Here is a 20,641-nt window from a genome sequence, read left to right as displayed (position 1 = left end):
CCTTTCTAACTTATCGTTTTTTTAGAAAATACCATTCCATAATTGTGCTAATTTTAAGAAAATCCAGTTTAAAATATTTCCACCGGTGTCAAAATTACTAATTTGGGCAGCACCTTCTGGAAAGGCTACCACACCCTCTGCCATTTGTGTTAAAACTGGTGCATAATCTGTCGCCATTAATAAAGCAAATACCATTACAACTGTACACGTTAAAACAGAATGCAAAATGTTTCCTTTGCGACTTGGAACAATCATTCCTACGAAAAATGGAATTGTTGCTAAGTCTCCAAATGGTAACACGCGATTTCCTGGTAAGATAACTGCTAAAAATAGCGTGATTGGTACCATTAATAAACCTGTAGCTAAAGCTGATGGTGAACCAGTTGCTAACGCCGCATCCATTCCTAGGAAAATTTCACGGTCTCCATAGCGATCTTTCAATAATTTTTGCGCGCCTTCTTGGATAGGAATTAAACCTTCCATTAAAATTTTTACCATCCGTGGCATTAATAACATAACGGCACCCATCGTCATTCCCATTTGCAAAATACCTGAAATATCATACCCACCTAAAGCTGCCAATACTCCACCAATTAAGATACCCATAACCATTGGCTCACCGAAAATGCCGAAACGTTTTTGAATGGTCTCTGGGTTAACATCAATGTCACGAATACCTGGAATTCGACTAATCACCCAGCCAATCGGAATTCCCAATACAGCATAACCGGCTGTTGACCCAGTTGAAAAAGCAATCCCTTCAAGGCCATAATATTCTTGGACAGCAGGCGCCGTTTTGTCTGCTAAAATTTGTACAAATACGGTATATGCAATCCCCGCAATCACACCTAGAATTAAATTTCCAGTCACAATATAAACAGTTGCTGCGGCTGCCGACATATGCCAATAATTCCAAATATCAATATTTAACGTTTTGGTCCAATTCAATGCTAACATTATCAAATTAACCACTAAAATAATGGGAATCATCAAGGCTGAGATAGGCTGTGCCCAAGTTCCAGCGGCAATAGCCGGCCAACCACCATCAATCACCGTTAAATTTAACCCAAAACGTTCAACCATTGCTTGAGCAGCTGGACCTACGCTCGTCGTTAAAAGATTAATCACTAAATTAATTCCAATCATGCCGATTCCTACCGTAATTCCCGAAAGCAATGCTTTGGTAGGTTTCACTTTAAAAACGACACCTAGAATAAAAATAATGATTGGTAACATTACACTTGCACCCATATTCAAGACACTCTGTACAATATTCATCAATGTATCCATTAATAAGACCTCTCCATTCTATAAATAATAATAATCAAACTATGCCAGAATTTCTTTTGCGATGGTGATAATTTTATCTTCTACTTTTTCTGTCCCAATACCTGTAAGAAAGGCCATTGCTTGAATCGCCGGAATTTTATACTGTGTTGGAAGCATAGTCGTCGAGATGAGCATGTCTGCATTCTCTTGCTTTCCTACTGCTTCCGAAATTTTAATTTGCTGAATTTCACAGGGAATATGATGCTCTGCAAATAAATCTTCTACTTTTTTTACCACTACCGTTGACGTTGCAATTCCTGCACCACATGCAATCAAAACTCGTACTTTTTTCATCTTAATTCCTCCAATATACTTTTTATGTAAAAACAACTATTTTGAATCTCACTGTATATTTGTTATTTTTTACAAGTCTTACTATACGTTACAAACGCTTACACAACAATCGCTTTCAAGACTCACTTTTCTTCTGCTCGTTGTGCAACATGAGTCTAATCTTCTTCTAACCCACCATTCAGTTGTACAAATCACAACTTTTAAATCCGTCCTTACGTAAAAGAAGTACCCTCTTCACGCAAAGAGAATACTCCTTTTTCAATTGAATATTTTTTCACTAATTGTTTTCTTTAGAATCGAAAATTTGTACGGATTGAAATTTACTTCGATATTGTCCGGGTGTCTTTTCGTAATATTTTTTAAAAATACGAAAGAAGAATGCTCGATCTTGATACCCAATTTCTTCACTGATTTTTTGAATAGGTAATTTGGTATTGCGTAAATAATAAGCTGCCGTTTCTAATCGCATGGTCAAAAGATGTTCTTTGAATGATTTGCCCGTTTCTTTTTTTATCAAACTTGATAAATAATTGGGATGAAAATTAAATTGTCTCGCTAGTTTTTCTAACGTGATATCTTTCAAATTATTTTCTATTACATTCAACATTTCTGATATTAAAATCGTTGAAGAAATAAAGGAATCATTTAAACGCAAGGACTTTTCAGCCAATTGACTAACTTCAACCATCAATAATAAAAAGGCGGCACGTGTAACTTTATTGTCTTTATAACGCATTTTCACTACTTGTTTTAACAATAGCATACTATAGAAATGCACATCATCTAAGGCACTAAATTCAAAAACGTAATAACGACCAATCGTATCTTCTGATTTTAATGATTCAATCAAAAAACGATACAATAACGGTTCTTCCGCTAACTGATTTAACAAAGACTCAGTAAAATATTCAGGTTTAAAATAAAAACCAACAATGCAGGTCCCTGCTTGCAACTCCTCATAGGCAATTGTCGTAAACCGATTGGATAAAATCATCCCACCAGCGCCTAAAACCAATTCCTTCCCATCAATTAATATCTTAACTTCCCCTTCCAACACATACAAAATCCGCAGATAAGGTGCCGGAAAACTTAATTTTTCTTGGGTATTTTGACAAACTAAGGCAGCAATATTTCGTTGAGAATTCTCTTTAAACTCATGTAATTCTGCTATCATTCCTGCTTCCGAAGAAATATAGCAATCCAATTGCTCCAAAAACTCATAAAACTTCTGATGTTGTTCGTAACTAAATTGATACATCCTAACCACCTTTGAAAAGAACACTTTTTTCTTTCGTTCAGCTATTTTTTTCACAAATTTTCCATGTAGAATATAACATGTAATTACAAAGAAATCTATCTTTTATATTGTGAATACAGGCACATTAAAATGAATGGTATCCATTATTTAAAAAATTATATTAAAGCGATGAATTGATAATGGACAAGAAAAAAGCAATTGCCCCTCCGCTGCTGTGATAACTGCCGCAGCCATTTTAACCAACGTCATTTGGGGTGCACTGTTTAAAATAATTAAAGTGATGAATGCCGAGTTAGAAATTGATTGCGCACTTTTAGGCGACCACTACATGAGACAAATGTTATCTGTCATCAGTATCCGTTTTATCTTAGCAGGTTTAATGACTTTAGTCTTTGCTATGTGTATCGGACAAAATATCTTTAAAGTAACAAAAAAACAATGGGTTGATGTCGTATTGATGGGACTTGTCTCAACGACTGCTGCTCATTTCTTCTTTAACATCGGTAATGTTACTATCAGCTCAACCATCAATTCAACAATTTTAGCACAATCAACTATTTTCTTTGCTGTGATTTTGGCGCATTTTGCTTATAGGAATGACAAATTAACAACCAAAAAAACCGTCGCATTGATTATTGGTTTTGCTGGATTGACGATTTCACAAATTAAAGGATGTAGATTTATTTTCTTTCTCTTTCACTGGTGAAGGTTTCATGTTAATCTATGGATTATTAGCAGCCTTTGCAACAATGCTAGCAAAAAAATTAGGTTCTACCTTAAACTCATTTGTCATGACTGGTTGGAACTTAGTCATTGGTGGTTTTGCTTTATTACTCATTGGATTATTCATGGGTGGTGATTTAAGCATTATCACTTGGACACCACTAGGAATTACGTTACTAATTATTTTAGCTGCAGCATCAGCGATTCCATTTAGCTTATGGTACTGGTGTGCGCAATACGCAAACTTAAGCGAGTTATCTGTTTATAAGTTTATTATGCCAATTTCAGGTAGTATTCTATCTGTTATCTTAGGTGAAAAATTCACCACACCATTATTAGTTGGTTTAGCATTAGTTTGCTTATCAATTATTATGATGAACTATTCACCACATAAACATAAAAAAGAACTACAACAAACTAAATTAGGGAGTGTCAATAATGAAAGATTTAAAAATTGGATTTATCGGTGTCGGTAATATGGCCTCTGCCATTGTTGAAGGAATTGTCGCAAAAGAATTTGTTTCTGGTTCACAAATTTATTTATTCGATATTTTAACCGAAAAAGTACAACAATTTGCGGGTACATTAGGTGCACATGCAATGAACTCACCAGAAGAAGTCATCATAAACGTAGATGTCTTAGTGTTAGCAGTGAAACCAAATATTGTACGCACAGCATTATTAAATGCTAAAGAAGGTATTTTAGAAAAACAACCTTTGCTGGTTTCTATTGCTGCAGGTACAACAACTGAAGCAATTTATGATATTTTTGAAACAGATCAACCTGTTAAAGTTGTCCGCGTGATGCCAAACGTTAATGCCATGGTTGGCGAAGGAGCCGCAGCTGTTTGTGGTAATCCGTTTGCATCCAAAGAAGATGTTTCGTTAATCGTTGACATGTTTAATAAAATTGGTCGCGCTTGGGAATTAGAAGAAAAGAATTTCTCAAATTTCACTGCCCTAGCAGGAAGTTCACCAGCCTATGCGTACCTATTCATTGATTCAATTGCTCGTGCCGGCGTTAAAAATGGCTTGCCAAAAGACATTGCTTTAGAAATTGCTACACAAGCTGTTTTAGGTAGTGCCAAAATGATTGAAGAATCAAAAGAAAATCCTTGGACCTTAATTGATCGCGTCTGCTCACCTGGTGGAACTACTGTCGCTGGTTTAGTCGAATTAGAAAACAATGCCTTTATTTCAACAGTTATCAAAGGTATTGATGCAACAATCGAAAAAGATTTAGACTTAATGAATCAAGCAAAAAAATAGTTCCTCGTTTTTAATACACGAATCTTCCCCAATAAAAAGCCTTGAGTGGATTGTAGTGACCCCTAAAAGTTAGATTTTTGGTCTAACTTTTGAGGGTCGGTACAGATTGCTCAAGGCTTCTTATTATTCACTATATTTTTTCATCAAAAGCGTAGCATTATGCCCGCCAAAACCAAAACCATTACTCATCACAATCGTTGTTTCATGCTGGACGTTATGATTAGGAATATAGTTTAAATCACAAGCATCGTCAGGATCATCCAAATTAATGGTTGGTGGCAAAAGATTATTTTCCATTGCTTTTAAAGAAATAATCGCTTCTATTCCTCCAGCCGCACCTAATAAATGCCCAGTCATTGATTTCGTCGCACTGATTAAAAGCTCATATGCGTAGTCACCAAAAACTTCTTTAATCGCTTTGGTTTCTCCTATATCACCCACACCAGTACTTGTAGCATGTGCATTCAAATAGTCAACCTCATTGCTTTCAATTTGTGCCATTTCTAGCGCTTGTTTCATTGCTCGCACCGCACCTTCTGAGCTCGGCGCTGTCATATGATACGCATCTGACGTCATGCCGTAACCAATAATTTCACCTAGAATGGTTGCTCCTCGTTTTTGAGCATGAGAAAGTTCTTCTAAAAACAACACACCCGCACCCTCAGACATCACAAAACCATCTCTTTTTTTATCAAAAGGACGTGACGCTTGCTGAGGATGCTCATTATTGGTGGACATCGCCTTCATGTTACTAAAACCAGCATAAGCTAAAGGTACAATCGAAGCTTCCGTTCCTCCCGCTAAAATAGCATCACTCAATCCATATTTGATATTTAAATACGCTTCGCCAATGGCTTGATTACCCGTAGCACAAGCAGAAATAGGGCACATACTTGCTCCTTGAAAACCAGTTTTAATCGAAACAAAACCTGTTGCCATATTCGCAATCATTTTAGGAACCACTAAGGGCGATACACGCCTTGCCCCCTTTTCAGATAAAACATGTTCATTTTCTATTAATGACTGAATACCGCCAATTCCTGTCCCAATAAATACTCCACAACGTGTTCTATCAAAATCTTTTGCATCAAACTGTGCTTGTTCTAATGCTTGAAAACTACTAATCGTTGCAAAATGGGTAAAACGATCGGTTTTCTTGATTTCTTTTTTATCTAAATACGCCTCAATGTCATACGATTCAATGAAGCCCCCAATTTTTGTCGGTGAATCTGTAAAAGAGGGGTTTTGAATGAATTTGATTCCGCTAACGCCTGAACTAACATTTTCCCATAGTTCATTGGCATCTTTTCCGCTAGAAGAAATACTTCCATATCCTGTAACTACTACTCTTCTCATGTATTCTCAGCCTCTCCAATTTCTTGTTTTATTTTTTTTAAAATCGTCTCTGAAAAAGGAACATTCAGGGTGCGATTATAGATTTGAGCTCCTTTAATACTAGATAAATGAATTTGTGCCAATGTTTCTGCACTAGTTATCGGCATATTGCGAGCCAATATTTCTCGATAAATTTGGTACTCCTTGGCTACCAAATGGATAATTGCCAGTTGCATTTCTTCCTCGTATTCATTTAAGTCTGTCTGTAAACTGACAATCGGACAAATATCGTCTTGAGACAACGTTTGATGCCTCCGATGAATAAATTCCCAAGCGGTTTCATTTGAATATTCCATGAAATAATTGAATTGCTCTTGCAAGCTTGTTTCTAAATAATTACAAATTGCCAAACCTAAATCTTTTTTATTTTTAAAATAATAGTGTATGGCCGTTTTAGTAATCGCTAGTTGTTTCGCTAAATAATCATAGCTTAAATCTTTAAAACTAGCTTTTTTAATAAATTGTACAGATAATTGGATAATTTCTAGCTTTTTAGTCATACGCCCTCCTTACTTACCTGTAAGTAAGTTTAATCGACAAATGATTTTTTTTCAAGATTTTAATACAAATAAAAACCTGTAAAAATGAAAAACATTTTTACAGGTTACTTCTTTATTCGAAAACAAATTGATTATAATACAATTCTGCGTAAAAACCAGCTTGTTCAAGCAATTCATGATGATTGCCTTCTTCAATTACTTGTCCATCTTTTAAGACGACAATCCGATCGGCATTCAAAATCGTTTTTAGACGATGGGCGATTACAAAACTCGTACGTCCTTTAATTGCTTCATCCATAGCTTTTTGAATTTTTGCTTCGGTTACTGTATCGACATTACTCGTGGCTTCATCTAGAATTAACAAGGCCGGATTGGTAATAATTGTACGGGCAATACTAATTAATTGTTTTTGGCCTGTACTAAAGACACTATTTTCTTCAGTAATTGGTGTCTCGTAGTCTTTTTCTAAACTCATAATGAAATCGTGAATATTCGCTTGTTGGGCAGCATAGACAACTTCTTCATCGGTTGCATCTGGTTTCCCAAAAACAATATTTTCACGAATTGTACCTGAGAATAAGACCGAATCTTGTAACACAATTCCAACGTTTTGGCGTAAACTATCCAAATCGATTTCACGAATATCAGTACCATCAAACGTCACAGAACCGTTATTCACATCGTAAAAGCGATTTAACAAGTTCATAATTGTCGTTTTACCTGAACCAGTTGGCCCCACTAAAGCGACCATTTCACCTTTATTCACTTGAATAGACACATCTTTTAAAATTAACCGATCTTCTTTATAACCAAAATCAACCTGGTTTAAAGCGACTGCTTGTTCAACACCAGAAATTTTAGGCGCATTCACAGGTTTCACTTCATCTGGTTCATCAAACATTTCATTCAAACGACGGGCACCCGTAATAGCTAATTGGATCATACTATATCCAGAAGAAATCTCCATTAATGGACGGTAATACTGTTGCGAATATTGGACGAACATAACGACTAATCCTAGCGCAGTTGCTCGTTCTAAGTCTCCATTTAAGGCTAACCAACCACCTAAGAAAATGACGATTGCTGTGTTCACTAAAGACATACCTTGCATCAATGGAAACAGCATTCCTGAATAAACTTGACCTTTAAAGGTTGCCTGACGCACTTTTTCATTATGCTCTAAAAAGCCATCAATCGTTTCTTCCTGTAAGCCATTCGTAATAATAATTCGTTGACCACTTATTTTTTCATCCATATAGCCGTTCAATTTCCCCACTTCATCTTGTTGGATATTCACGTATTTTCTGGCTTTTTGAATAATTACAACAGCTAAAAGCACAGCAATCGGTGTTGAAGCAACCGTTGCCCAGGCTAAAGTGACATTTTGTTGGAACATCATAATTAAGATACCGACTAATAAGGCGATATTTGTAAAAAATTGTAATAACGCTTGGTTTAAACTATTTTGAATATTATCCAAATCACTGGTAAAGCGACTTAAAATTTCTCCATCTTGATGCGAATCAAAAAAACGGATGGTTAATTTTTCTAATTTATTAAACAAACCAATCCGCATACGGTTCGTTGATTTTCCGACAACTTGTGTAAATAAAATACTATAAATAAAGTTGGCAGCACTTGCTAAAACATAAAAAATAAGCAATTTCCAAACAACCGCAATAAACTTGCTCTTATCATCGACACCTTGCATCAACCCACCAACATAGTTTGCTAACTCTTGAAAAGCTTCACCCACAAATTGCGGAGCTTTTACTTGAAGATAGGTTGCTAAAATGATTGTCACAAAAATAAAGAAAAAAGATGCTCTGTAACGTTTCAAATAATGATAGAAAAATTTACTTGCTTTTACTAAATCAGTCATGCTTACTCCGCTCCTTTTTGTGTTTCAAAAATTTCTTGATAAATTGGATTGGTTGCTACCAATTCACTATGGGTACCTTCACCCACTAATCGTCCTTCATCAAGCACTAAAATACGGTCTGCTTTCACCACTGAAGCAATTTTTTGGGCAATGACAATAGTGGTCGTCTCTTTCAATTCACGATCTAATGCTTCACGTACCAAACGTTCTGAGCGGGCATCTAAAGCACTGGTACTATCATCTAAAATCAAAATTTTAGGATTACCGATAACACCGCGGGAAATAGATAGTCGTTGTTTTTGACCACCTGAGAAGTTGGCACTACGTTCTTCAACAGTTGCATTGTAGCCATCTGGTAATTTTTCAATAAATTCACGAGCTTGAGCAATTTTAGTTGCACGTGTCATGTCTTGTTCAGTTGCATCTTTTTTACCATGACGTAAATTGTCAGCAATTGTTCCTGAGAAAAGAATTGCTCGTTGAAGAACAAAAGAAACCGTCTCGCGTAGGCTACGTTCATTAACTTGTGTTAAATCAACACCACCAACTTCAACTTTTCCTGAAGTTGGGTCAAATAAACGAGGAATCAATTGCGCTAAGGTTGACTTACCAGAACCAGTTGCGCCCACAATCCCAATCATTTCTCCTGATTGAATAGTAAAACTAATATCTTTTAAAGTATCTTTCTCATCGCCTGGGTAACGGAATGAGACATGGTCGAATACGACACTACCTGTCAACACTTGTTCCGGAACATCGGCATACGTCACATCAGGTTCAGCAGCTAAAATTTCTTTGATACGCTTCAAGGAAACTGCTGCACGCGATGTCATCATCATCATCATGCCTCCAATAATAATTGCCATCATAATTTGCATCAAATAGTTCATAAATGAAGCAATTCCACCGATGACAGTTGGATCATCTTTGACTAGATGACTCACAAAGAAAATAGCCCCTACTACAGCTAAATTCGCAGCCAACATAAAGCCTGGAATCATCACTGAAAATAACGTTCCCACAATAATATTGTGTTTGGTTAAATCATCACTGACTTTACTAAAATAATCCAGTTGATTTTTTTCTTGAACAAATGATTTTACAACCCGAACACCCATTAGATTTTCTTTGGCAATATTGTTTATTTTATCGATTAAATTTTGAATAATCATAAAATGTTTGCCCATACTAGTGAATGACAAGCCTGTAATGACTAACACTGCCACAATCAAAGTCACAATAATCCACCATAATTGGGGTAAAGTAATCATTGCTAAAATGAAGCTTCCAATAAAGAGGATAGGAATACGAAACAGTGATTGCAAGGTAATCATCACTAAGTTTTGAATTTGATTGACGTCATTCGTTAAACGAACCACAATATTTCCCGCTGAAAATTTTTCGATATTTCCAAATGAGAAGGTTTGCACTTTGCGAAAGGCTTCTTCACGAATGTCAGCACTCACACCTTGTGCCACTTTCGCTGAAAAAATTGTATTAAGAACACCAGCAATTAACCCTAAAATAGCTAATCCAATTAAATAAATACCTATTTGCGTCATTTCATCATTATTTTCAGTAATAATTGCTTCTAAGACTTGTTGGAGTAACTTTGGTTGCCATAACGAAGCCATCACCATTACTACCACTGATAGTAAGGAAACCGATACAGCAAGCTTGTATTTCTTAACATGTTTTAAGACTAAATCCATCGTTTTTTCTCCTTTTTTTATAAATTTGACACCCTGTATTTAACACTGTAAAATACAGGCAGATAAATAATTTACCACGAGTAAAAATCAATTGCAACTAAAAGGATGACTTTCATGGAACAAAAATTATCGAAGGAAAAAATTATTCAAATAGCCTTCGACATTCTCGCTGAAAAACGTAGTATTGAGGGATTATCAATGCGTAATCTTGCCAACGCACTGAATGTCAAAGCCCCGGCAATCTATTGGTATTTCAAAGACAAACAAGACTTATTACAAAATATGGCGGAAACAATGGAACAACACTTGTGTTTACCTGATTCCTCGCTTGAAGCAACGGAACAACTAATCGCCTTTATGAATGCGTATTATGATTTATACACCCAATTTCCCTGTGGCGCAGAATTAGAAATCAATACCGTTCCGGCCTATGCAAGTCGCTTGGAACATATTGAAACAATGAATCAATTATTGTTACAACAAGGTTATAGCTTGGCACAGAGTCGCCATGCTGTTATCTCTCTGCATTATTTGTTAATTGGCTATTTAATTGACCAACAAAAAGAAGAGCAGCTCACTCAAAAAATTATAGATGGCAATCACTATCTGCTGCAATCCGTTCAGTGGATGCGTCATTATGCGCAAGAACAATCGCTCGAATCCTTTAATTTTGCTCTTTCACAACGTGAGCAAATAATTGATGTCAAAGAGATTTTTATGAGTAGCGTTAAAATCTATCTTTTAGGTTTGGAGCAACTGAAAAAATAATTTTTCCTCGTAATTCTTATATAGCTTACCACAGAACATACGTTCTCACAATAAGATATTTAGTATGTACCAAAAACGACCAACCTACCGATGTAGTGACCCCAAAAAGTTAGAATTTTTGGGGTCACTACAAGGAGATTGGTCGTTTTTATTAATTTAGGTTGGCTAGATTCGGTTGAACTTGTTCGTAAATTTTATCTGTTGTTAATCCAAATTCCGCTTGTAAGAAATCTGGCGTGCCAACTTGGCCAAAACGCTCATTCACACCAATTCGTTGCAAAGGAATACCACAGCCATTTTCTGCTAGTGTTTCCGCAACTGCACTACCTAATCCACCATTAATCGAATGATTCTCAATCGTGATAATGAGTTTTTTATCTTTACTTTGTGCTAACAGTAATTCTTTATCTAACGGTTTAATCGTAAACATATCAATCACTGCAACGGAATAGCCTTCTTGCACAAGTTGTTTGGCCAGTTGCAAGGTTTCATAGACCAACTGTCCGGCGGCTACTAATAAAATGTCGTTTCCTTCTTGCAAAAGATTGCCTTTACCTAATTTAAAAGTAGAGCCTGGCGCATAGACCTTATGAACAGCTTTGCGATTGCCTCGAACATAATGAACTCCTTGTAAGTGGCTAAAGGTACGAATAATCCATTCCATTTGTACTTCATCAGCAGCATCGCAAATAGTTGCGTTTGGAACCATGCGCATTAACGCTACATCTTCCCATGTCGTATGTGTTCCGCCATTTGGTCCTGCTGCAAAACCTGGATCAGAACCATAAACATTAATCGTATTACCTGCGTAACCTCCAGAAATAAACATTTGGTCAAAGACCCGTCTCGTTGCAAAGGGACCAAATGTATGAATAAATGGAATATAATTGGTTAAACTTAAACCGGCTGCGACACCAACCATATTGGCTTCAGCAATCCCCATATTAAAGAAGCGTTCTTTGTTTGTTCCTTCTAGCGTCGTCCAACCACTGGCACTTCCCAAATCAGCATCTAAAGCAATCACGCGCTTGTTTTCATCCATCAACTCTTTAATCGTGTCTACCACTACCATCCGGAGTTCTTTACCAAGTTCTGCGGTTTCAATTTGTTTAAACATTGACTTGTTCACGCTCCTTAATGGATTTTTCAAGTGCCACAATAGTTTCTTCTGCCGCTTGATTAATTTCATCGTTGTTAAATTTCACAGAATGATTGTCATTTAACGTTTCAAAATACGGGACACCTTGTCCTTTAATACTATCTAATACTAAACAGACTGCTTGGTCTTTGACTGATTTCAATTCCTCAATCGCTGCATCAATTCCCCGAATGTCATCGCCTTTGACTTTTAGCGTATAAAAACCAAATGCCTCCATTTTTTTCTGAAAATCAAAAGGATTCATAATATCCACTGTTAAGCCATCCAATTGTTTTTTGTTATCGTCAATGATGACAATACAATTGTTTAATTTAAAATGAGCTAAATATTGAAAGGCTTCCCAACATTGACCTTCATTCAATTCACCATCACCACAAATTAGATAGACATAATTATCTTTTTTATCAAGACGTAAACCCGTTGCAATACCTGCGGCCACCGATGTTCCTTGCCCTAATGAACCTGTCGTTGCATCAACACCAGGTGTTTTTAAACGATCGGGATGCGAAGGCAAATTCGTGCCACCTTCGTTTAAAGTTGCTAACATACTTTTGTCAAAATAGCCCATATTCGCTAACATCGCATATAGTCCTGGACCCGCATGCCCTTTTGAGAGAACCAAACGATCCCGATCCGCCCATTGCGGTTCTTGCGGGCGAATTCTCATTTGTTTTCCATATAAAACAGCTAATAACTCAGCAATTGAAAATGAACCGCCCAGATGTCCATAGCCCATATCTTTCAATGTTTTCAAGGTATCTAAACGAACTTTATCTGCTAAGATACTCAAGTGTGTTACGGTTTGTTCATCCATGATTTCAGAACTCCTTTAGTTATTCGTTTGTTGTTTTTTACCAAAAATAGTCATTAAAATCATCACAACTAATACAGCAACAATTCCTGAAATAACCGCAATTTGTCCCCCAACATTTGCGATACTTCCCATAAAGATACCCACCACACCATAGTCAGTATCTGAGAATGTCGAACCAGCAAAACCAAGGTTCCCCATAACTGGCATTAAGAAAATTGGCATAAAGCTAATTAAAATTCCTTGTAAAAATGACCCAACTACAGCACCACGTAAACCACCAGTCGCATTCCCGTAAACACCTGAAGTCGCACCACAGAAGAAATGCGGCACTACGCCGGGTAAAATAATGACTGAACCAGTCAATGCCATAATTACTAGACTGAAAATTCCTCCAAGAAAACTTGAGAAGAAACCAATTAGTACTGCATTTGGTGCATAAGGAAAGACAATCGGACAATCTAATGCCGGAATTGAATTTGGTACTAATTTTTCCGAAATTCCTTTAAATGCTGGCACAATTTCAGCTAAAATTAAACGAACACCCGCTAAGATAATAAAAACACCTGCAGCAAACGTTCCTGCTTTTTGTAATGCAAAGATAATGGAATTTGTGCCATCACTCAAGTTCGCTGTGATATAATCGCCACCTGCAAAAATCGCAACAATAACATACACTACCGACATCGTTAACGTAATACTTACTGTAGAATCTCGTAAAAATGCTAAACCTTTCGGAAAGTTAATGTCTTCGGTTGATTTTTCTTTATTACCTACAAGTTTGCCAATGAAACCACTAAAAGCATACCCAAAGTTTCCTGTATGGCCTAAAGCCACAGAATCATTTTTAGTAATCATACGTGTATATGGTTGCGCAATTGCTGGGAAGATGGCATTGGCAATTCCTAAAGCTAACCCACCTACAAGCACTAATACCGCACCTTTCATGCCTGTTGTTGTTAAAATAACAGCGATTAAACACGCCATGTATAACATTGCATGCCCGGTTAAATAAATGTATTTAAACTTCGTCACTCGTGCAATCACAATATTGAAAAACATTCCGGCTAACATAATTAGGGCGGTATATGTCCCAAATTCTTCTAAGGCTAATGCCACAATTGCTTCGTTATTTGGCACAACGCCCGATACATTAAAAGCTTGTTGAAACATTTCGCCAAATGGTTCTAAGGAAGCAACAATTACATTCGCACCAGATGTAACAACTAAGAACCCAACAAATGTTTTAATTCCTCCACGCATAATATCGCTAATTGGTTTTTTCTGTAAAACTAACCCTAAGACTGCAATTAAAGCAACCAATATCGCAGGGGTACTGGCAATATCAATTAATACATCTAAAATTCCATTCATTGATGCTCCTCCTATTAAATTAAGTTATTTTCTTCAGCTACTTTTTTCACTTTATCTCTTAATTCGTCCATATCAATAATGCTATCTAGCACTACTACATTTCCTAAATGTTGGACGCTATCTGCTAAGTCGCCACCTACAAAGAAAACATCTGCTAATTCAGGTGCAGCACTTCCTACGTCATAATGGTTTACTTCCACATCATTAATTCCTAATTCACCTAACACCGTTTTAATATTCATTTCCACCATAAAACTAGAACCTAATCCTGATCCACAAACTGCTGCCATTTTCATTATTCATCTTCTCCTTTTAATATGTTTTGAATTTCTTCTTTACTAGTCGCATGTAATAATTTCTCTAAATTAGTGGCATTTGATAAAATCTTTGTCAAACTTGCCAACGCACGTAAATGCGCATCATTGTCGACTGCTGCTAAACAAATAAACAACGTAATTGCGTGTTTCTCATCATCTAACAACAACACGGGTTCAGATGTTTTCAAAAGAGACATCCCTAATTCATTCACACCATCTTCTGGACGCGCATGAGGTAAAGCGATATTTTTACCAATATGGATAAATGCTCCATATTGTTTTACTTTGCTGATCATCGCTTCAATATAACTATCTTCAATTTTTCCTTGCTCAAGCAGAGGTTTTGCTGCAAGTTGAATCGCTTGTTCCCAATTTAATTGTTCATCTGTCAATTGAATCATGTCAGATGTAATTAGTTCTGAAAGCATCGGTCGTTCGTCCTCCTTATTTTTTTGGATTGTCATCATCTTCTTTGTTAAAATATCTAACAATTTTTCTGTTTTGACCCCTTTGCGTAATTCGATATAAGGCTCAATAATTTTCAAAATTTGTTCAGGAGATAAAATAGCCACGCCTGGCAACAATAGCTCTTCTTGGACTTGGACAAGCAACCGCTGTTTTTCTTTTATCGTCATAATCGGTTGAATCGTATACATCGGTTTTTTGGTATTCAATGTCGTATTAGTAAAAATTACATCATAGGTATCTTCTGGAATATTTTCTAATTCTTTGACTGAATTGGTTAAGCTAAAATCAATGCTAGGAAACAATTGTTTTAATTCCGCTTGCATAATCAAAGAAGAACTAATACCATTCGGGCATAAAATCAAGGCGCGTACTTGCCTGGAAAGAACTTCTTTTTGACTTTCTATCTCACCACCAAATAAAATAGTAAAATAGGCAACTTCATTGTCAGGAATTGGCTTTTTCGTTAGCTTTTCCAAAGGGCTCAATGCAATTTGAGTTAATTTAAATAATTCACCATGCTGACGTTTCACCACATCGGTCCAGGCATTTGGTAAATGATAACCAAAATAAATTCTAAAAAAAGAGGGCACCAAATGATAAAAAACATGCAACAACGTTTGACTTTGTTCACGAAAATCAATTGCACTATACGTTTGAATCCGTTGAATAATTTGATTGGCACATTGTAACAAATAATCCAGTGATGAATCTTGAATGCTGCCTTCAACAACTGTCATTACTAAACTCGTTAAAAATAATGCTTCGTTTGGATAATCAAACGCTGGCGTTAGCGCAATAAACTTTTTGGCAACATGTTGAGCATCTAAAGCTCCTAAAAGCTCATATTCCTCATTAGAAAAAACCACACGATAATCTTGAACACGCATACTTAAAAACGTAATATAATGGGAAACTTCTTCCACTCTACTAGGAACAACCGTTAACTTTTGTTCTTGCAACGCCTGCTTTAAATGCTGCCGAAAGACTAAATAATCATTTTGTGGTAATTTTTCTTGCAGAGCAGTTAAGCCCCAGTAACCTGACTCATTATCTAATAATTCAGAAACAAAATTTCGACCTAACACCCGAATTTGCAATTCATTCCCTGACAAATAAAATCCTGACTTTCGTTGATAGACTAGCTCAATTTCATTTTCACTAAGATATTCTCTTAACTTTTTAATATCGGCTAAAATCGTATTTTTACTCACTTGTAAAAAATCTTGAAAATGAAAAACTGATAAATTATCAACATCCAAAAAGCAATATAAAAAGATGAGTCGTTGGCGTTCAATTTCAGAAAAAATAATGTCATAACGCGAAGTTAGAAATTTTAATTCAGCCCAACTAAAACTTATTTTTTCTGGTAGTTGAATATCCTCATCTACAAAACGAAACTCCGGTTGTTTCTTTGCTTTCAAAAAAGTGTTTACTTCACGAATTTGTTTAGACAGTCGTTGCGGATCGATCTCAATATATAACGCTAACTCCTCTAGAGAAATACGCGAACCATATAACTTTGATTGAAATAATTTTTGTAAATGATAATCCAACATAACCTCACCTCCATGTTTTCATCATAATTTAAAAGCGTTTTCAGTTAAAGCTTGTTTGAGTCCAATTTATTTACAGAAAAACGTTTTCATTAGACCGAACGCCAATAAGCTATATTTTATACTAAAGAAAACCGCATGCCTGTCAATAAAAAATAACAAGCATACGGTTTTTAATTTTTATTTTTCCTCTAACCAAACTAACACACGCTGAATCCATTTGTCCCAGAAATCCCAATCATGGGCTCCTGGACCCTCTTCAAAGGTCACATCCAAGCGTCGTTTTTTCATCTGTTCTGTCGCATAGACACTCGCTTCATATAACCCATCTTCTGTACCACAAGTGATGAAGAAACGCGGTGCCTGTTTTTTATCTGTTTTTTTGATTAAATGGATTAAGTCATTTTCAGAACCCTTGATTTTATCCAAAGGACCAAAAATACCTTCCCAATAATTTTTTCCACGAATTTCTAAAAAAGAATCGGAGCTTTCTGCTATAGCTAAAGCACCAGATAAAGAAGCCACTGCGGCAAATTTTTCAGGTTTCCGTAAGCCTAACTTGATCGCCCCGTAACCACCCATCGATAGTCCCGCGGCAAATGTTTTTTCACGTTTCGTTGATAATTGTGGAAATAATTCATGACAAATTTTTGGTAATTCTTCAGAAATAAACGTCCAATAATTCATATCGTAAGTTGTATCTGTGTAAAATCCTAAATCGGTCGACGGCATAATAACCGCTAAGCCTAAATCAGATACATATCGTTCAATCGATGTTCGACGTTCCCAGACACTATGATTGCCATTCATGCCATGAAGTAAATACAAGACGGGAATATCAGTTACTGCACCTTTTGTCTCTTTACCGATTGCCTTTTTTGTCTGTTGTGGAAGAATCACATTTACCATAACTTCCATGCCTAATTCATTTGAATATACGTTTGCTTGTAAAAATGCCATTGATTTCCCTCGCTATCTTACTAATTTTTATCTATTGTAGCACGTTTTTTACGAAGTGTTTGGGCAAAAATTAAGGCAACAATAATTAAACAAGCCGCAAAACCGTAAATAACTTGTAAGCCTTGATGTAAAATCCCTCGTAAAGGAACTAACAAATCCTCTGATAATAGTTTCGCTGTCTGTGGATTAACCAGTTTGTTCATAATATCTGGATCATCCGTTAAATTAGCATTGGCTAGTTGCGTCGAAGTTACCATGTTAAAGGTAATACCAAATACCGAGACCATAATGGTTTGACCAATCGTTCGAACTAATGTGTTAAATGAAGTTGCCATTCCTAATTGTGAAGCTGGTACACTATTTTGAGCAACTACTGTCCCAGTAACCGTAACAGCCCCCATACCAACTCCAGTAATGGCCGATAATAAAATAAAGACAATAAATGGTGTCTTAGCTGGTGCCAAAAATAACCCTAAACTGCCAACTAAAATAATCAATAAACTCGCTGTTAATACCCACTGGACCGTCTTAGTCGTCATCCAGCGACTCGCCATTGATGAACCCATTACCCACATAATAGACAACGGTGCTAAGACCAAACCACCAATACCCGCACTTAAGCCCAACACTCCTTGCATCCACATCGGAATATAAACTTCAATTCCCATTAAGAAACCACTAGATAATGCTGCCACAATATTAACAATTACAAAAACATGGTTTGTAAATAATCTCAGTGAAATGACCGGATCTTCCGCACGCTTTTCTACTATAATAAATAAAATAAATGACACAATCGTTAATGCAAAAAGACCGATAACTTTGAATGTCGCATTTGGCTCACTTAAATATTGGAAACCTAATAATAAACTCAATAGAATCAGCATTAAAAAAGTACTTCCCAAAAAGTCCATTTTCTTCGTATCTTTCTCACGTTTGGGTTCAACCAAGAAAACAGTAATCAGAGCAATTAATAAAATACCAATAGGTACATTAATAAAAAAAATCCAGTGCCAACCAATGGTATCGACAATCACTCCACCCGCTAACGGACCCACAACACTAGCTACGCCCCAAGCTGTGCTGTTTAAACCAAGCATGCGCGCTCTTTTTTCTGTGTCATATAAATCAGCTAAAATTGTTAAAGCAACTGGCATCATAGCTCCAGCACCAATTCCCTGAATGGCACGTGAGATAATCAATGGCAACATAGCATTAGACAGCCCACATAAAGCAGAACCAATAATGAAGACTACCGTTCCAAAAATAAAAATGGGTTTACGCCCTACTTTATCCGCTAGTTTTCCATAAATAGGGGTTAACATAGCATTCGTTAATAAATAAATTGAAAATACCCAGTTCATAATTTCAATGCCATGTAATGAACCAACAATTGTTGGCATAGCAGTAGTTACAATCGTTCCTTCAACTGCTGTCATAAATGTTGCAACAAAAATGGCAATAGTTACAATCATTGTATTTGTTTTTCTTTCCATCCTTACACTTCCTTCATTCTATTTCAAAAAATAAAGACGATCCCTATTGATTCATCAATAGAGATCGCCTCTGTTATTCCTTCACACTTGCCAACAAACTGTCTACTTTATCCGTTTGTTCCCATGGTAAGTTGATATCTGTACGACCAAAATGTCCATATGCTGCAGTTTGTCGATAAATTGGTCGACGCAAGTCTAGCATTTCGATAATTCCAGCCGGACGTAAATCAAAGTTCTCCCTTACTGCTTCGACTAGTTTTGCTTGAGAAACTTTGCCTGTGCCGAATGTATCAATCGAAATGGATACAGGCTGTGCTACACCAATTGCATAGGCTAATTGAACTTCTACTTTAGAAGCTAATTTGGCCGCCACAATATTTTTAGCAATGTAACGAGCGGCATAACTTGCTGAACGGTCAACTTTTGTCGCATCTTTTCCTGAAAAAGCCCCGCCGCCATGACGAGCATATCCGCCATACGTATCAACAATAATTTTCCGCCCTGTTAAACCAGCATCTCCTTGTGGTCCACCAATAACAAAACGTCCAGTTGGATTAATATAATATTTTGTTTTATCATCTAATAATTCAGATGGAATGACTTCTTTAATAACTTTCTCAATAACGTCTCGATGAATTGTTTCATTGTCCGTTGCGTCATCATGTTGTGTACTAATAACGACCGTATCCACACGTTGCGGTTTTCCTTGATCGTCATATTCAACAGTGACTTGCGATTTTGCATCTGGACGTAAATAAGAAATTTCTTCGGTCTTACGTAACTCTGCTAAACGTCTCACTAAACGATGACTTAAAGATATAGGTAAAGGCATGAACTCTGGAGTTTCATCTACAGCAAAACCAAACATTAAACCTTGGTCTCCTGCGCCAATTTCATCTAAATTATCTTTTTTCTCAGTTCTTGCTTCTAATGCGGTATCGACTCCTTGAGCAATATCTGGTGACTGCTCATCAATTGCAACTAATACAGCGACTGTATCGCCATCAAAACCATATTTCGCTCGTGTATAACCAATTTCTTTAATCGTTTCACGAACTACTTTTTGAATATCCACATACGCAGTTGTTGAAACTTCTCCAAATACTAACACTAATCCTGTGGTAACAGAAGTTTCACAAGCCACACGCGCCAGTGGATCCTTCTCTAAAAGTGCGTCTAAAATTGCATCACTGATTTGATCAGCAACTTTATCCGGATGTCCTTCAGAAACAGATTCTGAAGTAAATAAATGTCTTTCTGTCATGATGATTCCCCCTAATAGTTGTCGGTTACAAGGCATCTCCATTTGTTATACAAATGAATCCTTTCGGGAACTTGCAACGGTCTGATTATAGCAGATTTAATAAAAAAAA

The 20,641-nt window shown here is 36.4% G+C and carries 19 protein-coding genes and 1 riboswitch; of the genes, 4 read left to right on the top strand and 15 right to left on the bottom strand.

Going from position 1 to position 20,641, the window contains the following annotated elements; genetic code table 11:
* Nucleotides 1-21: 21 nt before the first annotated feature.
* The 3 genes from AC4BC7_RS13075 to AC4BC7_RS13065 form a co-directional block, all read right to left on the bottom strand.
* On the bottom strand, nucleotides 22-1,290 hold the full coding sequence (locus AC4BC7_RS13075) for a PTS galactitol transporter subunit IIC (protein ID WP_207942292.1): 1,269 nt from the start codon (nucleotides 1,288-1,290) through the stop codon (nucleotides 22-24).
* A gap of 39 nt (nucleotides 1,291-1,329) precedes the next feature.
* Entirely contained in the window at nucleotides 1,330-1,623 is a 294-nt protein-coding gene (locus AC4BC7_RS13070) for a PTS sugar transporter subunit IIB (protein ID WP_016176375.1), read from the bottom strand.
* A 277-nt stretch (nucleotides 1,624-1,900) separates the two neighbouring features.
* Nucleotides 1,901-2,881 carry an AraC family transcriptional regulator gene (locus AC4BC7_RS13065; protein WP_490503050.1) on the bottom strand — a complete coding sequence of 327 codons (981 nt, stop codon included), beginning with the start codon at nucleotides 2,879-2,881 and terminating at the stop codon, nucleotides 1,901-1,903.
* Nucleotides 2,882-3,161: 280 nt separating this feature from the next.
* On the opposite strand from AC4BC7_RS13065, the gene AC4BC7_RS13060 reads away from it, so the two are divergent.
* The 3 genes from AC4BC7_RS13060 to proC are packed head-to-tail and all read left to right on the top strand — an operon-like array spanning nucleotide 3,162 to nucleotide 4,873.
* Nucleotides 3,162-3,587, top strand: coding sequence for an EamA family transporter (locus AC4BC7_RS13060; RefSeq protein ID WP_490504434.1), 426 nt, complete (start codon nucleotides 3,162-3,164; stop codon nucleotides 3,585-3,587).
* A 7-nt stretch (nucleotides 3,588-3,594) separates the two neighbouring features.
* Entirely contained in the window at nucleotides 3,595-4,080 is a 486-nt protein-coding gene (locus AC4BC7_RS13055; protein WP_490503049.1) for a DMT family transporter, read from the top strand.
* Entirely contained in the window at nucleotides 4,043-4,873 is an 831-nt protein-coding gene (proC, locus tag AC4BC7_RS13050) for a pyrroline-5-carboxylate reductase (protein ID WP_490503048.1), read from the top strand. The genes AC4BC7_RS13055 and proC overlap by 38 nt, the downstream gene beginning before the upstream one ends.
* 123 nt (nucleotides 4,874-4,996) lie before the next feature.
* Here the strand turns inward: proC and fabF are convergent, their stop codons facing one another.
* The 4 genes from fabF to AC4BC7_RS13030 form a co-directional block, all read right to left on the bottom strand.
* Nucleotides 4,997-6,229 carry a beta-ketoacyl-ACP synthase II gene (gene fabF, locus AC4BC7_RS13045; RefSeq protein ID WP_207942295.1) on the bottom strand — a complete coding sequence of 411 codons (1,233 nt, stop codon included), beginning with the start codon at nucleotides 6,227-6,229 and terminating at the stop codon, nucleotides 4,997-4,999.
* Entirely contained in the window at nucleotides 6,226-6,768 is a 543-nt protein-coding gene (locus tag AC4BC7_RS13040) for a TetR/AcrR family transcriptional regulator (protein WP_207942296.1), read from the bottom strand. The genes fabF and AC4BC7_RS13040 overlap by 4 nt, the downstream gene beginning before the upstream one ends.
* Before the next feature lie 112 nt (nucleotides 6,769-6,880).
* Nucleotides 6,881-8,650 (bottom strand): ABC transporter ATP-binding protein, encoded by a 1,770-nt coding sequence (locus AC4BC7_RS13035; protein ID WP_490503047.1) that lies wholly within the window; start codon nucleotides 8,648-8,650, stop codon nucleotides 6,881-6,883.
* A 2-nt stretch (nucleotides 8,651-8,652) separates the two neighbouring features.
* Nucleotides 8,653-10,362, bottom strand: a complete 1,710-nt coding sequence (locus AC4BC7_RS13030) for an ABC transporter ATP-binding protein (protein ID WP_207942298.1) — start codon at nucleotides 10,360-10,362, stop codon at nucleotides 8,653-8,655.
* 114 nt (nucleotides 10,363-10,476) lie between these two features.
* Between AC4BC7_RS13030 and AC4BC7_RS13025 the strand changes: the two genes are divergently transcribed.
* A complete protein-coding gene (locus tag AC4BC7_RS13025; RefSeq protein WP_490503046.1) occupies nucleotides 10,477-11,130 on the top strand; it encodes a TetR family transcriptional regulator in 654 nt (217 codons plus the stop codon).
* Between the two features lie 151 nt (nucleotides 11,131-11,281).
* Here the strand turns inward: AC4BC7_RS13025 and AC4BC7_RS13020 are convergent, their stop codons facing one another.
* The 8 genes from AC4BC7_RS13020 to metK form a co-directional block, all read right to left on the bottom strand.
* Nucleotides 11,282-12,247, bottom strand: coding sequence for a transketolase family protein (locus AC4BC7_RS13020; RefSeq protein ID WP_490503045.1), 966 nt, complete (start codon nucleotides 12,245-12,247; stop codon nucleotides 11,282-11,284).
* On the bottom strand, nucleotides 12,240-13,103 hold the full coding sequence (locus AC4BC7_RS13015; protein ID WP_490503044.1) for a transketolase: 864 nt from the start codon (nucleotides 13,101-13,103) through the stop codon (nucleotides 12,240-12,242). The genes AC4BC7_RS13020 and AC4BC7_RS13015 overlap by 8 nt, the downstream gene beginning before the upstream one ends.
* A gap of 15 nt (nucleotides 13,104-13,118) precedes the next feature.
* Nucleotides 13,119-14,474 carry a PTS ascorbate transporter subunit IIC gene (ulaA, locus tag AC4BC7_RS13010; protein ID WP_207942302.1) on the bottom strand — a complete coding sequence of 452 codons (1,356 nt, stop codon included), beginning with the start codon at nucleotides 14,472-14,474 and terminating at the stop codon, nucleotides 13,119-13,121.
* Between the two features lie 14 nt (nucleotides 14,475-14,488).
* On the bottom strand, nucleotides 14,489-14,770 hold the full coding sequence (locus AC4BC7_RS13005; protein WP_207942303.1) for a PTS sugar transporter subunit IIB: 282 nt from the start codon (nucleotides 14,768-14,770) through the stop codon (nucleotides 14,489-14,491).
* Nucleotides 14,770-16,815 (bottom strand): BglG family transcription antiterminator, encoded by a 2,046-nt coding sequence (locus AC4BC7_RS13000; protein ID WP_207942304.1) that lies wholly within the window; start codon nucleotides 16,813-16,815, stop codon nucleotides 14,770-14,772. The genes AC4BC7_RS13005 and AC4BC7_RS13000 overlap by 1 nt, the downstream gene beginning before the upstream one ends.
* A 177-nt stretch (nucleotides 16,816-16,992) precedes the next feature.
* Complete coding sequence (locus AC4BC7_RS12995) at nucleotides 16,993-17,772, bottom strand: alpha/beta hydrolase (RefSeq protein WP_207942305.1); 780 nt, start codon at nucleotides 17,770-17,772, stop codon at nucleotides 16,993-16,995.
* A gap of 20 nt (nucleotides 17,773-17,792) precedes the next feature.
* Nucleotides 17,793-19,268 carry an MDR family MFS transporter gene (locus tag AC4BC7_RS12990; protein WP_490503043.1) on the bottom strand — a complete coding sequence of 492 codons (1,476 nt, stop codon included), beginning with the start codon at nucleotides 19,266-19,268 and terminating at the stop codon, nucleotides 17,793-17,795.
* 73 nt (nucleotides 19,269-19,341) lie between these two features.
* Nucleotides 19,342-20,532 carry a methionine adenosyltransferase gene (gene metK, locus AC4BC7_RS12985; protein ID WP_207942307.1) on the bottom strand — a complete coding sequence of 397 codons (1,191 nt, stop codon included), beginning with the start codon at nucleotides 20,530-20,532 and terminating at the stop codon, nucleotides 19,342-19,344.
* A riboswitch (SMK box riboswitch) is annotated at nucleotides 20,530-20,614 on the bottom strand. (Overlaps the previous gene by 3 nt.)
* Nucleotides 20,615-20,641 lie beyond the last annotated feature (27 nt).

Source organism: Enterococcus sp. AMC1623, assembly GCF_058216495.1.
The sequence above is the reverse complement of the archived record's forward strand: the minus strand, read 5'-3'. Positions and strand labels throughout refer to the sequence as shown.

What these genes read in the sequence shown, in the direction of transcription:
- AC4BC7_RS13000 (WP_207942304.1), bottom strand. Translation starts at nt 16,815, where the DNA reads ATGTTGGATTATCATTTACAAAAATTATTTCAATCAAAGTTATATGGT.
- AC4BC7_RS13030 (WP_207942298.1), bottom strand. Translation starts at nt 10,362, where the DNA reads ATGGATTTAGTCTTAAAACATGTTAAGAAATACAAGCTTGCTGTATCG.
- metK (WP_207942307.1), bottom strand. Translation starts at nt 20,532, where the DNA reads ATGACAGAAAGACATTTATTTACTTCAGAATCTGTTTCTGAAGGACAT.
- AC4BC7_RS13005 (WP_207942303.1), bottom strand. Translation starts at nt 14,770, where the DNA reads ATGAAAATGGCAGCAGTTTGTGGATCAGGATTAGGTTCTAGTTTTATG.
- AC4BC7_RS13015 (WP_490503044.1), bottom strand. Translation starts at nt 13,103, where the DNA reads ATGGATGAACAAACCGTAACACACTTGAGTATCTTAGCAGATAAAGTT.
- ulaA (WP_207942302.1), bottom strand. Translation starts at nt 14,474, where the DNA reads ATGAATGGAATTTTAGATGTATTAATTGATATTGCCAGTACCCCTGCG.
- AC4BC7_RS13060 (WP_490504434.1), top strand. Translation starts at nt 3,162, where the DNA reads ATGAATGCCGAGTTAGAAATTGATTGCGCACTTTTAGGCGACCACTAC.
- AC4BC7_RS13035 (WP_490503047.1), bottom strand. Translation starts at nt 8,650, where the DNA reads ATGACTGATTTAGTAAAAGCAAGTAAATTTTTCTATCATTATTTGAAA.
- AC4BC7_RS13040 (WP_207942296.1), bottom strand. Translation starts at nt 6,768, where the DNA reads ATGACTAAAAAGCTAGAAATTATCCAATTATCTGTACAATTTATTAAA.
- AC4BC7_RS13065 (WP_490503050.1), bottom strand. Translation starts at nt 2,881, where the DNA reads ATGTATCAATTTAGTTACGAACAACATCAGAAGTTTTATGAGTTTTTG.
- proC (WP_490503048.1), top strand. Translation starts at nt 4,043, where the DNA reads ATGAAAGATTTAAAAATTGGATTTATCGGTGTCGGTAATATGGCCTCT.
- AC4BC7_RS12995 (WP_207942305.1), bottom strand. Translation starts at nt 17,772, where the DNA reads ATGGCATTTTTACAAGCAAACGTATATTCAAATGAATTAGGCATGGAA.
- AC4BC7_RS13020 (WP_490503045.1), bottom strand. Translation starts at nt 12,247, where the DNA reads ATGTTTAAACAAATTGAAACCGCAGAACTTGGTAAAGAACTCCGGATG.
- AC4BC7_RS13055 (WP_490503049.1), top strand. Translation starts at nt 3,595, where the DNA reads ATGTTAATCTATGGATTATTAGCAGCCTTTGCAACAATGCTAGCAAAA.
- AC4BC7_RS13025 (WP_490503046.1), top strand. Translation starts at nt 10,477, where the DNA reads ATGGAACAAAAATTATCGAAGGAAAAAATTATTCAAATAGCCTTCGAC.
- fabF (WP_207942295.1), bottom strand. Translation starts at nt 6,229, where the DNA reads ATGAGAAGAGTAGTAGTTACAGGATATGGAAGTATTTCTTCTAGCGGA.
- AC4BC7_RS12990 (WP_490503043.1), bottom strand. Translation starts at nt 19,268, where the DNA reads ATGGAAAGAAAAACAAATACAATGATTGTAACTATTGCCATTTTTGTT.
- AC4BC7_RS13075 (WP_207942292.1), bottom strand. Translation starts at nt 1,290, where the DNA reads ATGGATACATTGATGAATATTGTACAGAGTGTCTTGAATATGGGTGCA.
- AC4BC7_RS13070 (WP_016176375.1), bottom strand. Translation starts at nt 1,623, where the DNA reads ATGAAAAAAGTACGAGTTTTGATTGCATGTGGTGCAGGAATTGCAACG.